The 12,549-nt window shown below is 62.6% G+C and carries 13 protein-coding genes and 1 tRNA gene; 9 read left to right on the top strand and 5 right to left on the bottom strand.

The window, feature by feature from the left end:
• Nucleotides 1-128: 128 nt before the first annotated feature.
• Nucleotides 129-1,400, bottom strand: a complete 1,272-nt coding sequence (locus tag ACPPVV_RS08240; protein ID WP_426702971.1) for a porin — start codon at nt 1,398-1,400, stop codon at nt 129-131.
• 198 nt (nt 1,401-1,598) lie between these two features.
• Between ACPPVV_RS08240 and rnt the strand changes: the two genes are divergently transcribed.
• The 6 genes from rnt to phoU all read left to right on the top strand — a co-directional run bounded on the left by rnt (nt 1,599) and on the right by phoU (nt 7,043).
• Nucleotides 1,599-2,258: a ribonuclease T gene (gene rnt, locus ACPPVV_RS08235; RefSeq protein ID WP_426702970.1), complete on the top strand. Its 660-nt coding sequence runs from the start codon at nt 1,599-1,601 to the stop codon at nt 2,256-2,258.
• Between the two features lie 144 nt (nt 2,259-2,402).
• The gene (gene pstS, locus ACPPVV_RS08230) at nt 2,403-3,437 is read left to right on the top strand and encodes a phosphate ABC transporter substrate-binding protein PstS (RefSeq protein WP_426702969.1); all 1,035 of its coding nucleotides are present in this window, start codon (nt 2,403-2,405) and stop codon (nt 3,435-3,437) included.
• Nucleotides 3,438-3,586: 149 nt separating this feature from the next.
• Nucleotides 3,587-4,597 (top strand): phosphate ABC transporter permease subunit PstC, encoded by a 1,011-nt coding sequence (gene pstC, locus ACPPVV_RS08225; RefSeq protein WP_426702968.1) that lies wholly within the window; start codon nt 3,587-3,589, stop codon nt 4,595-4,597.
• On the top strand, nt 4,597-5,463 hold the full coding sequence (pstA, locus tag ACPPVV_RS08220; protein ID WP_426702967.1) for a phosphate ABC transporter permease PstA: 867 nt from the start codon (nt 4,597-4,599) through the stop codon (nt 5,461-5,463). The genes pstC and pstA overlap by 1 nt, the downstream gene beginning before the upstream one ends.
• Nucleotides 5,456-6,265 carry a phosphate ABC transporter ATP-binding protein PstB gene (gene pstB, locus ACPPVV_RS08215; RefSeq protein ID WP_426702966.1) on the top strand — a complete coding sequence of 270 codons (810 nt, stop codon included), beginning with the start codon at nt 5,456-5,458 and terminating at the stop codon, nt 6,263-6,265. The genes pstA and pstB overlap by 8 nt, the downstream gene beginning before the upstream one ends.
• Before the next feature lie 55 nt (nt 6,266-6,320).
• A complete protein-coding gene (gene phoU, locus ACPPVV_RS08210) occupies nt 6,321-7,043 on the top strand; it encodes a phosphate signaling complex protein PhoU (RefSeq protein WP_426702965.1) in 723 nt (240 codons plus the stop codon).
• A 66-nt stretch (nt 7,044-7,109) separates the two neighbouring features.
• On the opposite strand, the gene ACPPVV_RS08205 is transcribed toward phoU, so the two are convergent.
• Genes ACPPVV_RS08205 through rnr form a run of 3 tightly spaced genes read right to left on the bottom strand, consistent with a single transcriptional unit; the run spans nt 7,110 to nt 10,818 of the window.
• The gene (locus tag ACPPVV_RS08205; RefSeq protein ID WP_426702964.1) at nt 7,110-7,385 is read right to left on the bottom strand and encodes a CBU_0592 family membrane protein; all 276 of its coding nucleotides are present in this window, start codon (nt 7,383-7,385) and stop codon (nt 7,110-7,112) included.
• Nucleotides 7,382-8,128, bottom strand: coding sequence for a 23S rRNA (guanosine(2251)-2'-O)-methyltransferase RlmB (rlmB, locus tag ACPPVV_RS08200; RefSeq protein WP_426702963.1), 747 nt, complete (start codon nt 8,126-8,128; stop codon nt 7,382-7,384). Before rlmB ends, ACPPVV_RS08205 begins: the two co-directional genes overlap by 4 nt.
• Entirely contained in the window at nt 8,125-10,818 is a 2,694-nt protein-coding gene (gene rnr / locus ACPPVV_RS08195; protein ID WP_426702962.1) for a ribonuclease R, read from the bottom strand. The genes rlmB and rnr overlap by 4 nt, the downstream gene beginning before the upstream one ends.
• A 131-nt stretch (nt 10,819-10,949) precedes the next feature.
• Here rnr and ACPPVV_RS08190 point away from each other — a divergent pair.
• Nucleotides 10,950-11,036 (top strand) — tRNA-Leu (locus tag ACPPVV_RS08190).
• 261 nt (nt 11,037-11,297) lie between these two features.
• Here the strand turns inward: ACPPVV_RS08190 and ACPPVV_RS08185 are convergent.
• A complete protein-coding gene (locus ACPPVV_RS08185) occupies nt 11,298-11,738 on the bottom strand; it encodes a lysozyme inhibitor LprI family protein (RefSeq protein WP_426702961.1) in 441 nt (146 codons plus the stop codon).
• A 186-nt stretch (nt 11,739-11,924) separates the two neighbouring features.
• Between ACPPVV_RS08185 and ACPPVV_RS08180 the strand changes: the two genes are divergently transcribed.
• Both ACPPVV_RS08180 and ACPPVV_RS08175 read left to right on the top strand, forming a co-directional pair.
• Nucleotides 11,925-12,179 (top strand): hypothetical protein, encoded by a 255-nt coding sequence (locus tag ACPPVV_RS08180; RefSeq protein WP_426702960.1) that lies wholly within the window; start codon nt 11,925-11,927, stop codon nt 12,177-12,179.
• Between the two features lie 4 nt (nt 12,180-12,183).
• Nucleotides 12,184-12,468 carry a hypothetical protein gene (locus ACPPVV_RS08175; protein WP_426702959.1) on the top strand — a complete coding sequence of 95 codons (285 nt, stop codon included), beginning with the start codon at nt 12,184-12,186 and terminating at the stop codon, nt 12,466-12,468.
• Nucleotides 12,469-12,549: the final 81 nt, after the last annotated feature.

Genomic DNA, 12,549 nt, shown 5'->3' with positions numbered 1-12,549 from the left:
GCAAACGGCGGGCCAAGGCCCGCCGTTTTCCTTCCCTGGGTACCACTCCCTTGCGATAATCTTTGACGACTCCGCAGCAAACGTTGCCGTCGGCATGGCCGCAGTATGCCGCGACCATGTGACAGTCTTTAGAACGCCACTTCGCCGAACACGCCGATCTCGTTGGTTTTCACGTTCTGCACGTGCGGCGGCACCGGGGTGTTGACCGACTTGTCGGCTTTCTCGTGCTTCCATACACCGGCCAGCTTGAAGCCCTTGGTCACCTGGAACTCGACACCGGCGTTGTAATAGACGTCTTTGTTGCTGTCGTCCAGCGTCTTGCTGAGCTTGGCGTTGTCGTAGCGGGCGAACAGGCTCACACCGTCAGCCACGGCGACGCTGCCCCACAGCGAATAGCCGTCGGCCTTGTCCGTGGCGGTGGTGAGCACGTTGTTCCAGTTCTTCGCGGTGAAGTACTCGGCGCCGAGACGGAAGGCGTCGCTCGCGTAGGCCACCATGAAATCGCCGCGCTGGGCCGTGTTCGGTGCATCGGTCGTCTCGGTTTCCTGACCGCGATGGCCGCTGTAACCGCCCGCCGCCACGATCATGTTCTCGAACGGAACGAAACCCACGCGACCTTCGACATCCACGCCCTTGCTGCGGCCCGGGTTCTTGTAGCCATTGCCGTTGACCACGGACACAGCGTAGTTGAGCGACTTGCTCTGACCGACGTCACCGCCCATGTGCAGGCCCCAGTCAGCCGAATTGCCGTACTTCAAGCGATCGGTCAGCGTGTTCTCGACGTAACGGAAGCCGTAGTAGTTCTCGACGAACGGAATCCACGGCATGTCGGCCGAACCGACACGGAACACGGCTGCCTGGTCGAACTTCGCCTGTACATAGGCCTTCTTGACGAACAGGCTGGTCTGGCCGGTCGCGCTGACATAGTTGAAATCGGTAGTAAGGTTGGCCGACCACACATCGTTGAACACGTGGTTGACGCCGAGGTAGAAGCGCTTCACATCGAGGCCCACGCCGGAGGCGTTGGTCTTGCCGGTATCGCTGTTTTTCTGGTCGATGCTGGTGAAGTCGAAGTACATCTTGCCGGACAGGGTCGTGTTGTTGACGGCCTTTTCCAGCGCGGCGAGCTTCTTGTCGCTGGTGGCGGTCACCGTGGTGGCGTTCTCGACGGCCTGGCCAGTACTGACGTTGATATCGGACTGCGCGTCGGTGCGCTGTTCCAGCGATTCCACCTTGGCCTGCAGTTCGGCCAGCTGTGCCTTCAGCAGTTCGACTTCGCTGCTGGTGGCGGACTGGGTCGTGGACGTGACGACCTTGTGCTTTGCCGGTGCCGCGGCAGCCGTGAAGCTGGTAACGCCCAGTGCGGCCGCAATCGCCACCGCAATCAATTTGGAACGCATGTTCATTCTCCGCAAGTTGGTGGGAAACATCTCAACCGCCCCCTTCGATCCGATGGCCGGCTAGCTAATTAGTTAAGCAAGTGTGACGAGGGATTTTTACGGTTGGATGCATCTTTCGTGACACATTCAAGACACCCCTTCGGCGGGTCGATCGGCGTCCCGCCTCACCTTGCGTGAAGCGGCTGATATGCTTTGCGGATGGATATAGTGAGCAACAGCGCCGCGCCACGCATGGCGGACCGGTTTCGCGGCTTTTTGCCCGTGGTGGTCGACGTGGAAACCGGCGGTTTTGATGCCGAACATGACGCGCTGCTGGAAATTGCAGCGATTCCGCTGGCGATGGACGCGGGTGGTTACCTGCGGTTGCAGCCGACCGTATCAACTCATGTGGAGCCTTTCCCCGGCGCCAACCTCGATCCGCGCTCGCTGGAAATCACCGGCATCGACCCGACCAATCCGCTACGCGGCGCGCTGGCCGAGCGGCTGGCACTGGACCACATCTTTCATGCCGTACGCGAGGCCGTACGCGAGGCGGGATGCCAGCGCGCGATCCTGGTTGGACACAACGCCGCGTTCGACCTGGGCTTTCTCAATCAGGCTGTGCGCCGTTGCGGGCACAAGCGCAATCCGTTTCACCCGTTCAGTTGCTTCGATACCGTCAGCTTCGGCGGTCTCGCTTACGGCCAGACCGTATTGAGCAAGGCCGTGCTCGCCGCAGGCCACCCGTTTGACGGTCGCGAGGCCCATTCCGCGGTCTATGACGCCGAGCGCACGGCCGAACTGTTCTGCAGTGTGGTCAACCGGTGGCGCCAGCTTGAGCTGTTCGAACAGGCCCACAGCGGCCTCGACGCAGCCTGAATTCGCGTACGAAAAGAGTTCTGTCGACGGCAGATGACAATTCAAGCAGATTGTCATCTTGCTGAAACAATCATTTCATCCAATGGCAACACGAAAGGCCTGAAATGGCGGGGTCTCATCCGACGTCCCTCCCAAGGAGCTACCGTGTTGACTTCCAGCAAACTCCAGCTTCGCTTCGCGGCCGTCGCCGCGATCGCCGTGGCTTCCACCTTCGGCGCCGCTGCGCAAGCCACCGACATCACTGGTGCCGGCTCCAGCTTCGTCTATCCGGTCATGTCCAAGTGGTCGGCGGCGTATGCCGAGAAAACCGGCAACCATCTCAACTACCAGTCCGTGGGTTCGGGCGCGGGTATCGCGCAGATCAAGGAAGGCACCATCGACTTCGGTGCCTCCGATGCCCCGATGAAGGCTGAAGACCTGCAGAAGTACGGCCTGGGCCAGTTCCCGATCGTGGTCGGCGGCATCGTGCCGGTGGTCAACATCACGGGTGTGCAGGCCGACCAGATCAAGCTGGACGGCGCCACTCTCGCTGACATCTTCCTGGGCAAGATCACCAACTGGAACGACCCGAAGATCGCCGCGCTGAACGCCGGGATCTCCCTGCCTGCCGGCAAGATCACCGTCGTGCATCGTTCGGACGGTTCGGGTACGTCGTTCAACTTCACCAACTACCTGTCCAAGGTCAACCCGACCTGGGCCAGCCAGGTCAAGTTCGGCACAGCCGTCGAATGGCCGACCGGCGTGGGTGGCAAGGGCAACGAAGGCGTGTCGCAGTACGTTCGCCAGATCAAGGGTTCGATCGGCTACGTCGAATACGCCTACGCAGTGAAGAACAAGCTCGCCTGGGTCGACCTGAAGAATGCCAGCGGCAACTTCATGAAGCCGAGCGCCGATGCCTTCGCCGCTGCCGCAGCCACCGCCGACTGGGCCAGCGCCAAGGACTTCAACCTGATCATGACCAATGCACCGGGCGCACAGGCATGGCCGATCACTGCCACGACCTGGATGATCATGTACAAGACGCCGAAGAACGCCGGTAACAGCAAGGTCGCCTTCGACTTCTTCAAGTACTCGCTTGAGAATGGCCAGCAGGCCGCCAACGAACTGGACTACGTGCCGCTGCCGGCCGCGCTGGTCAGCAAGATCGAGGCGTACTGGGCTTCCGAATTCAAGCATTGACGGCTTGATCGAAACTGCCAACCCCGTTCGCCCTGAGCGTAGACCCGCAGGGTTGAAGTCGAAGGGTCGCCCTTCGACTTCGCTACGCTACGCTACGCTCAGGGCGAACGGGGCTGGTGAGGTCCACAAAATCGTTCACAGAGCTCCGCATGACGACTGCCACCACCACCACCGACATTCTGGAACAGCGCAGTCATCGCGATGCGCGCAACGAGCGGCTGTTCCGCTGGTTGCTGAAGGGCTGTGCGTTGATCGTGCTGGCATCCCTGCTCGGTGCGGCCGGTGCCACGCTGTGGGGCGGTCGCGAGGCGTTCAGCACGTTCGGCTGGCACTTCCTGGTCAGTTCGGCATGGGATCCGGGCAACGACGTCTACGGCGCACTGGTGCCGGTCTACGGCACCATCGCCACCTCTTTCATCGCGCTGCTGATCGCCGTGCCGATCAGTTTCGGTATCGCGCTCTACCTATCCGAAGTGGCACCCGCCTGGTTGCGCACACCGGTCGCTTCGGCGATCGAATTGCTGGCCGGCATTCCGTCGATCATCTACGGCATGTGGGGCCTTTTCATCTTCGCCCCGTTCTTCGCCAACCACATCAAACCCTGGCTAACCAACAACCTCGGCAACAAACCCGATGACGGCAAGCTGTCATGGGTGGCCGAACACGTGCCGTTCGTCGGCAAGCTGTTCGGCAGCGATTATCCGTTTGGCGCCAGCATCCTGGTTGCAGGCATCGTGCTGGCGATCATGATCATCCCGTTCATTTCCTCGGTGATGCGCGAGGTGTTCCAGACCGTGCCGACGCGGCTGAAGGAGTCGGCCTATGCGCTTGGCTCCAGCACGTGGGAAGTGTCGTGGGACATCGTGCTGCCGTATACACGTTCGGCGGTGATCGGCGGTATTTTCCTCGGTCTCGGCCGGGCGCTCGGCGAGACGATGGCGGTGACCTTCGTGCTCGGCAATGCCATGCAGTTGTCGGCGTCGCTGCTCGACCCCGGTACATCGATCGCGTCGACCATCGCGAACCAGTTCAGCGAAGCATCCGGCCTGCAGAAATCCTCGCTGATGGCGCTGGCCTTCCTGTTGTTCGTGGTGACCTTCATCGTGCTGCTTATCGCGCGATTGATGTTGCGCCAGCTCGCCCGCAAGGAGGGTAGCTGATGAACTCGCCTTATCTGCGCCGCCGCATCACCAACGTGCTGGCGATGGTGCTGAGCACGCTGGCCACCCTGATCGGCCTGGCGTTCCTGGCCTGGATCCTGTGGGAAACCCTGCGCCAGGGCATCAGTGCGCTGGACCTGAAACTGTTCACCAAGATCACCGCTTACGGTGAAGACGGCGGCCTGGCCAACGCCATGGTCGGCAGCCTGATCATCAACTTCATCGGTATCGCGATCGCCACCCCGATCGGCGTGCTGGCTGGCACCTGGCTGGCCGAATACGCCAATCGCACCAAGCTGGGGGAATCGATTCGCTTCCTCAACGACATCCTGCTGTCGGCACCGTCGATCGTGATGGGCCTGTTCGTCTACACCATCATCGTGTTGCCGAGCACCGCCCTCAGCCATGGCAGCAACACGTTCTCGGGTTTTGCCGGCGGCGTCGCGCTGGCGCTGATCGCCCTGCCGGTGATCGTGCGCACGACCGACGAGATGCTGCGGCTGGTGCCATCCACCCTGCGCGAAGCGGCGTTGTCGCTCGGTGTGCCGCAGTGGAAGCTGACCATGCAGATCCTGGTCCGGGCGGCCCGCTCGGGCATCATCACCGGCGTGCTGCTGGCGTTGGCCCGGATCAGCGGCGAGACAGCGCCGTTGCTGTTCACCGCTTTCGGCAACAACTACATGACGCTCAACCCGATGGACAAGATGTCCAGCCTGCCGCAGATCATCTACCAGTACGCCAACGATCCCGGCGACACGATGCATGCCATGGCCTGGGCCGGCGCGTTCGTGATCACCATGTTCGTGTTGCTGCTCAGCCTCGGCTCCCGCCTGATCCTTTCCCGCACCAAGGTGTCCCATGACTGATTCCGCCATCGCCACGAACCCGGCAACGGTGGCGGCAGCAGCGGCTGTCGCACCCAAGATCACCGTGCGCGACCTGCACTTCTACTACAACGGCTTCCATGCGCTGAAAGGCATCAACATGGATATCCCGGAGAAGAGGGTCACCTCGATCATCGGCCCATCCGGCTGCGGCAAGTCCACCCTGCTGCGCATTTTCAACCGCATCTATGCGATCTACCCGAAGCTGGAGGCCAAGGGCGATATCGTGCTGGACGGCGAGAACATCCTCGACCCCGGTTATTCGATGAATCGCCTGCGCAGCAAGGTCGGCATGGTGTTCCAGAAGCCGGTGCCGTTCCCGATGACGATCTTCGAGAACGTCGCGTACGGCATCCGCCATCACGAAAAGCTGTCCAAGGCGGACATGGAAGCACGCGTCGAGCAGGCGCTGCGCAGCGCGGCGTTGTGGGACGAGGTGAAGGACAAGCTCAAGCAGAACGCCCTGGGCCTTTCCGGCGGCCAGCAACAACGCCTGTGCATTGCCCGCGCGATCGCGTTGAAGCCCGAAGTACTGTTGCTGGACGAACCCACCTCCGCACTCGATCCCATCGCCACCGGCCGCATCGAGCAGCTGGTGGAGGAATTGAAGAGCGAGTTCACCATCGTCATCGTCACCCACAACATGCAGCAGGCGGCACGGTGCTCCGACCTCACTGCTTTCATGTATCTGGGTGAGCTGATCGAATTCGACCAGACCGAGAAAATCTTCACCAAGCCAGGCAAGAAACAGACCGAGGATTACATCACGGGCCGATTCGGTTGATGCAATGAAAGCCCCTCTTCCCTTGGGAGAAGGAAACCGACACACGAGGCAGCACATGAACACCGGCAAAGACCACATCATCAAGAGCTACGACGACGAACTGACCCGGCTCACTGGCGAAATCGTGCGCATGGGCGAATTGTCGGTGACCCAACTGGAAGCCGCCATCGACGTGCTCGAGCGGCGCGACGAACGTGCCGCACAACGCGTCGTCGGCAACGACGACGCGATCGACCAGCTCGAACAGGAAATCAGTCACGACGTGGTGCGCTTGCTGGCGCTGCGCGCACCGATGGCGGGCGACTTGCGCAATGTTTTTGCGGCCCTGCGCATCGCCGCGGATATCGAACGTATCGGCGACTACGCCGCGAACGTGGCCAAGCGCTCGATCCCGCTGTCGATGGTGGCGCCTGTCGGTCCCGTCGGCAACCTGGGACATCTGGCGGAGCTGGCAGCGAGCGAGGTACGCGAAGTGTTGCTGGCCTATCGCGATCGCGATGCCGAGCGCGCCTACCAGGTCTGGAAAAACGACGTGGTGCTGGATGAAGCCTACACCGGCTATTTCCGCCAGCTGCTGACCTACATGATGGAAGACCCGCGCAACATCACGCCGTGCACACATCTGCTGTTCATGGCCAAGAACATCGAACGGATCGGCGATCACGCCACCAATATCGCCGAAAACGTGTGGTTCCAGGTCACCGGCGAGCCGCTGAACAAGCAGCGCAGCAAGCGCGATTTCACTTCAAGCCCGGAAATGACCAAACTGGGCCAATAGTCCGCCGCCCGCGCCGTGGCGCACTCTCTCGCAGTGCGCCACGCAGGTCAGGCGCGCCGTGTTCGCCTACGGCTCGCCTGCCCGTTTCTGGCGACGCAGGCGCAACCCGCGCACGATGCCGTAGATGCTGATCAGCAGCCATACCGCTTCCATGACGAAGGCGGACGTGTTGAAACTGCCAAACACCAGGGACAACAGCACACCGAGGGCGCCGAACACATTCATCAACTGGTAGGTCAGGCCATTGCCGTGCAGCTTGTGTGCCTGCAACAGCAGGAAAGCCAGCAACACCAATACCACGCCGACGTAACCGGCCCAGTCGTGCCAGAACAAGGTAGTCATCGCTTCGCACTCCGCTGGCGCAAGGCCTCGAACAACACCACGCCGGTGGCCACCGAGACGTTGAGACTTTCCATCGTGCCCGGCATCGGGATCTTGGCCACGAAATCGCAGAGCTCGCGGGTCAGCCGACGAATGCCCTCGCCTTCGCTGCCCAGCACCAACGCCACCGGCCCCCTGAAGTCGACGCCGTAGACGGTGGTATCGGTATCGCCGGCCAGGCCGGTGATCCACACGCCGGCATCCTTCAGCTCGCGCAGGGTTCGAGCCAGGTTGGTGACCGCGATCAGAGGTACCCGGTCGGCGCCGCCCGCGGAGGCACGGCGCACCACCGGGGTCAGCCCGACGGCACGATCCTTGGGCACGATCACCGCGGTGACTTTCGCCGCGGCCGCACTGCGCAAACACGCGCCGAGATTGTGCGGATCGGTGACGCCGTCGAGCACGAGAATCAGCGTGTCGCTGCCGTCACGCTCCAGCAGGCCGGCCAGGTCGTTTTCGTGCGCCGACGGCGCGGCTTCGTATCGCGCCACCACACCCTGGTGCCTTGCTTCACCGGCGAGCCTGTCCAACTCGTCACGCGGCCGATGCTGCACCGGGATATTCAGTTTCTTCGCGCGCTCGGCCAGGTCCAGCACACGGGCGTTGCGCTGGCCGTTCTCGACCAGCACTTCGCGCACGCGCTCGGCATCGTTGCTCAGCGCACCTTCGACGGGATTGATACCGACGATCCAACTCTCGCTCATGACTGGCCTTTCGGTTTCGGTTTCGATCGACGCCTGGAACTCTTTTTCGGTGCAGTCGCCGCAGCCGGTGCCGGCTCGCGTTTGGCCGATCCGGCCTTGCGCGGACGACGATCCGAAGACGGCTCGGATTTGCGCGCCTGACGCTGCTCGCCCACAGGCCGACGCGTTGAATCAGTCTGCGTGCTGCGTGACGTGGAATTATCGCTCACCGCGGCCTTGCGCGGCGCTGGTGCCGCAACCTCGGCTTCCTTGCGGCCGAATGCGCGACCGATCGCCTTGGCCGCGCGACCGAACATGCTCGGCGCCTTGGTCGTGGCGGACGCTTTCTTCGGCAACGAATAACGCTCGCCACTGGCCGCGTAGTCATAGGCCTTGCCGCTGCCTGACGGTGGCGTGGCTGGCGTACGTGGCGAGACCAGCCTGAAGTCGATCTTGCGATCCTCCAAGCTGGCGCGCAGCACCTGGATGCGTACGTGGTCGCCCAGACGGAATTGAGCGCCGGTGCGCTCGCCTTTCAGCAATTTGCGGGTCGCGTCGAAATGGTAGTAGTCGTTCGCCAGCTGGCTGATGTGCACCAGGCCGGACACTTTCGACTCGTCCAGTTCCACGAACAGGCCGAACGAGGTGACGCCGGTGACCACACCGTCGAACTCGCTGCCGATGTGTTTCTCCATCCACGCGCATTTGAAGCGCTCGTCCACATCGCGCTCGGCCTCCTCGGCACGGCGCTCGCGCTGCGAGCAGTGGATCGCCATCGCTGCCATATCGCCCGGGCTGTAGGTGTAGTCGGCGGGTTTGCGGCCGGTCAGCGCGAAGCGGATCGCCCGATGCACCAGCAGATCCGGATAACGGCGGATCGGCGACGTGAAGTGTGCATACGCCTGCAGCGCGAGGCCGAAATGGCCGCGGTTATCGGGCTGGTAGGCAGCCATGCTCTGCGAACGCAGCAACACGTTCTGGATCAGCTCGCGCTCGGGGCGCTCATGCACCATGCGCAGGATCTCGGCGAAATCCGCCGGGGTCACCTCGTCCACCGGCGGCATGCGCAGCTTGAACTCGCGCAGGAACTGCTGCAGGTCTTCGTACTTTTCCGCCGGCGGCGGCTCGTGCGCGCGGAACAATGCCGGAATTTTCTTCTTCTCCAGGAACAGCGCCGCCTGCACGTTGGCGGCGATCATGCATTCCTCGATCAGCTTGTGCGCGTCGTTGCGCTCGGTGGCACCCATCGATTCCACGCTGCCGGTCTGGTCGAGGCGGAACTTCACTTCCGGTGTTTCGAAGTCGATCGCGCCGCGGCGCTTGCGCTGACCGGCCATCGCCTTGTACAGCGCGTGCAGGTTCTCCAGCTGCGGCAGTACGTCGGCCACTTCGTGGCGTGCGTCCTTCTCGCGCAGGCCCACCGCCTCCCACACCTTGTCGTAGGTGAGCCGCGCATGCGACAGCATCACCGCGTCATAGAACTTCGATTTGCTGACATTGCCTTCGGCATCGACCTGCATGTCGCACACCATGCACAGCCGCTCGACATTCGGGTTCAGCGAGCAGATGCCGTTGGACAACGTCTCCGGCAGCATCGGCACCACGAAACCGGGAAAATAGGTCGAGGTGCTGCGCTCATAAGCTTCGCGATCCAGTGCGTTGCCGACCTGTACGTAATGCGATACGTCGGCGATCGCCACGATCAGGCGCCAGCCGCCGCCACGCTTGGGCTCGGCATAGACCGCATCATCGAAGTCGCGCGCGTCGGCGCCGTCGATGGTCACCAGCGGCAGCTTGCGGATGTCGGTGCGGCCTTCGCGTTCGGCAGCGGTCACCACCGCTTCCACCTGGGCCGCATCGCGCAATACCTCAGCCGGCCATTCGTGCGGCAGGTCGTGGCTGGCGATCGCCATTTCCACGACCAGTGATGGTTGCAGCCGCTCACCGAGTACCGCGCGAATCTCGCCCATCGGACCACGCTGCGAGGTAGGCGGCGCGGTGATTTCGACCACCACGATCTGGCCGGAACGAGCGCCCTGCTCCTGGCCCGGCTTGATCATCACGTCCTGGTTCAGACGACGGTCATCCGGCGCCACCAGGGTCACGCCGTTCTCGATCACCACCCTGCCGACCAGCCGCGGCGAACGCCGTTCCAGCACTTCGGCGATCGCGCCCTGCTTGCGGCCGCGGCGGTCGATGCCGACCACACTGGCCAGCACGCGGTCCCCATGCATCACCGCGCGCATTTGCTGGGGCGACAGATACAGATCGTCGCCGCCTTCATCCGGACGCAGGAAACCGTAGCCCTCGGCGTTGGCCAACACGCGGCCGGCGATCAGGTCGAGCTTCTGGGTCGGCGCATAGCCGCCGCGCCGCCCCAGCAACAGCTGGCCGTCGCGCACCATCGCTGCCAGCCGCTTGCGCAATGCCTCGAGGTCGGTTTCGTCGTGGATCGTCAGCGCCTCGGCAATGCGCGCCTCGGTCAGCAGTTCGCCGCGCTCTTCGAGCAGGGCAAGGATCGCCTCGCGGCTGGGGATCGGGCGCGCGTAACGCTGCGCCTCGCGTTCGGCATGCGGATCGCGCCCGGCGCCGGTGGCAGCCTTGTTGCGCTTGCCCGGCGCGGGGGCGGATTGCGATGTCCGCTTGGCGGGCCGCTTTGCAGGGCGCGTGTCGGGGGGATTACCGGAATGGGGGGGAGTTTTTCTGGTCACTCAATGTCCTTGTGATGTTTGCGCCGCGGAGAATGCCACGTCGCAGCGAATGGATGTGAAAAGTGTTGACAAGCCGTCAACAGATGCCTAAATTACGCGGCTCACGCAGCTCGCTGAGCGACGTGACACCTGCCCAGGTGGCGGAATTGGTAGACGCACTAGCTTCAGGTGCTAGCGGGGGCAACTCCGTGGAGGTTCGAGTCCTCTCCTGGGCACCAATTGTAAACGAAGGCCGCCCTACAAGGCGGCCTTCGTCTTTTCCGGGTTTGATTGAAGTCAGGAAGGCCACCCTACAAGGCGGCCTTCGTCTTTTCCGGGTTTATTGAGTCTGGAAGATCACCCACAAGCCGGCCTTCGTCTCTTCCGGTTTGATTGAAGTCAGGAAGGCCCGCTGCCATGCGAGCCTTTTCTTCCTTCCGGTTTTGGCCAGCCGGTCATCGACGGCCGCCCTTGTTCCAGCTTCGGCTATCGGACCGGCTTCAGGGTTTCTCCAGGAAGGCTTCGAGTTGTCGCGTCCGTTGTTCGGCCCGTTCCTGCCGGCAACCCAGCTCCATCGATGTACGAATGGTGCCGCCCTTCCAGTGGTTGTAGACGGCCTTGCAGTCCGCATCGCGGTATTTGACCCACGCCCGTTCGGCCTCGATCAGCGCTGCCTTGGTCGAGGCGGGATACGACTGCTGCTGGTCGCTGTCCGCGCCATTCAAGGTCGCGAGCACGCGCTGGTAAGTGTGGTTCAACGTGAGGTCCGCGGCCTTCACTTCGTCGGCCATGCACGCGTTCATCTGCACGGTGTTGTTGGCGCTATCGCAATTCGCCGCCAGGACCGGAGCGTTCATCGCCAGGAGCAAGGCTGCTGTCGGCCATGCTGCAAGACGTCGGGTGATCCCGTGACGGCGGGTGGGGAACATGGATGGTTTCATGGGCAATACGCCTTTTGAGAGATTCCGTCGCCATGATGCCCGAGATGGCAAATGGAGCGACGCACCCTAGGGAATTCCCCACTCTAGGGCGGCTCCCAGCTGACATCCCACCTTCCGGCGCCGGACACTCCCAGTTGTAGGCCGTGCGGCAATACGGTCGAACCGAAACCATCACGGGAGACAGTCATGTCCTTGTTCGGCGGAATCACACACTTTCTGGGTCACACCCTCGGCGCCACCCTGGGCACGATGCTCGGAGGTCCACTCGGCGGCTTTCTTGGTCGCATCACGGGCGGCTTTCTCGGTGACCTCGTCGACAAGGTGGCCAATTTCTTCATGAAGCAAGTCGAGCAAGTGGCAGCCAAACTGCTGCCGGCGGGCGACGCACGCGACATCTTCGAAAAAGCGTACGAAAGCGCCTTCAACGCCGTATTCGACTGAGCACATGAATACCGATAGCGGAAACGATCGCCAGGGCTGGATCGAGCTGGTGGGCCAATGGCGCACGGACGCGCAGCTGAACGATGCCGACGAAGGTGCACTCATTCGCCACTATGACGAGCGCGAGCAGGAACTCGCCGCGGCCGTGGCGGAAATCGCAACGGAATACAAACAGCGATTGCAGGATGACGGCAAGGTCAGCGCGAACCTCTGGCTGGCCGACGCCGCCGCTGCGCTGGGCCGCCGTGATGGCGAGACAACACGGCGGTTGTTCGAATCGATCCCCTGAAGGGCAGTCACCGTGCCGCGTATCGCAGAGGCGCCGATGAGGCGCCTCTGTTTTTGGTCAATGCTCCATCCATCGGATCAT

The organism is Rhodanobacter sp. Col0626, assembly GCF_049994385.1.
Classification (GTDB): domain Bacteria; phylum Pseudomonadota; class Gammaproteobacteria; order Xanthomonadales; family Rhodanobacteraceae; genus Rhodanobacter.
This window is presented reverse-complemented; position numbering and strand designations above follow the sequence as displayed.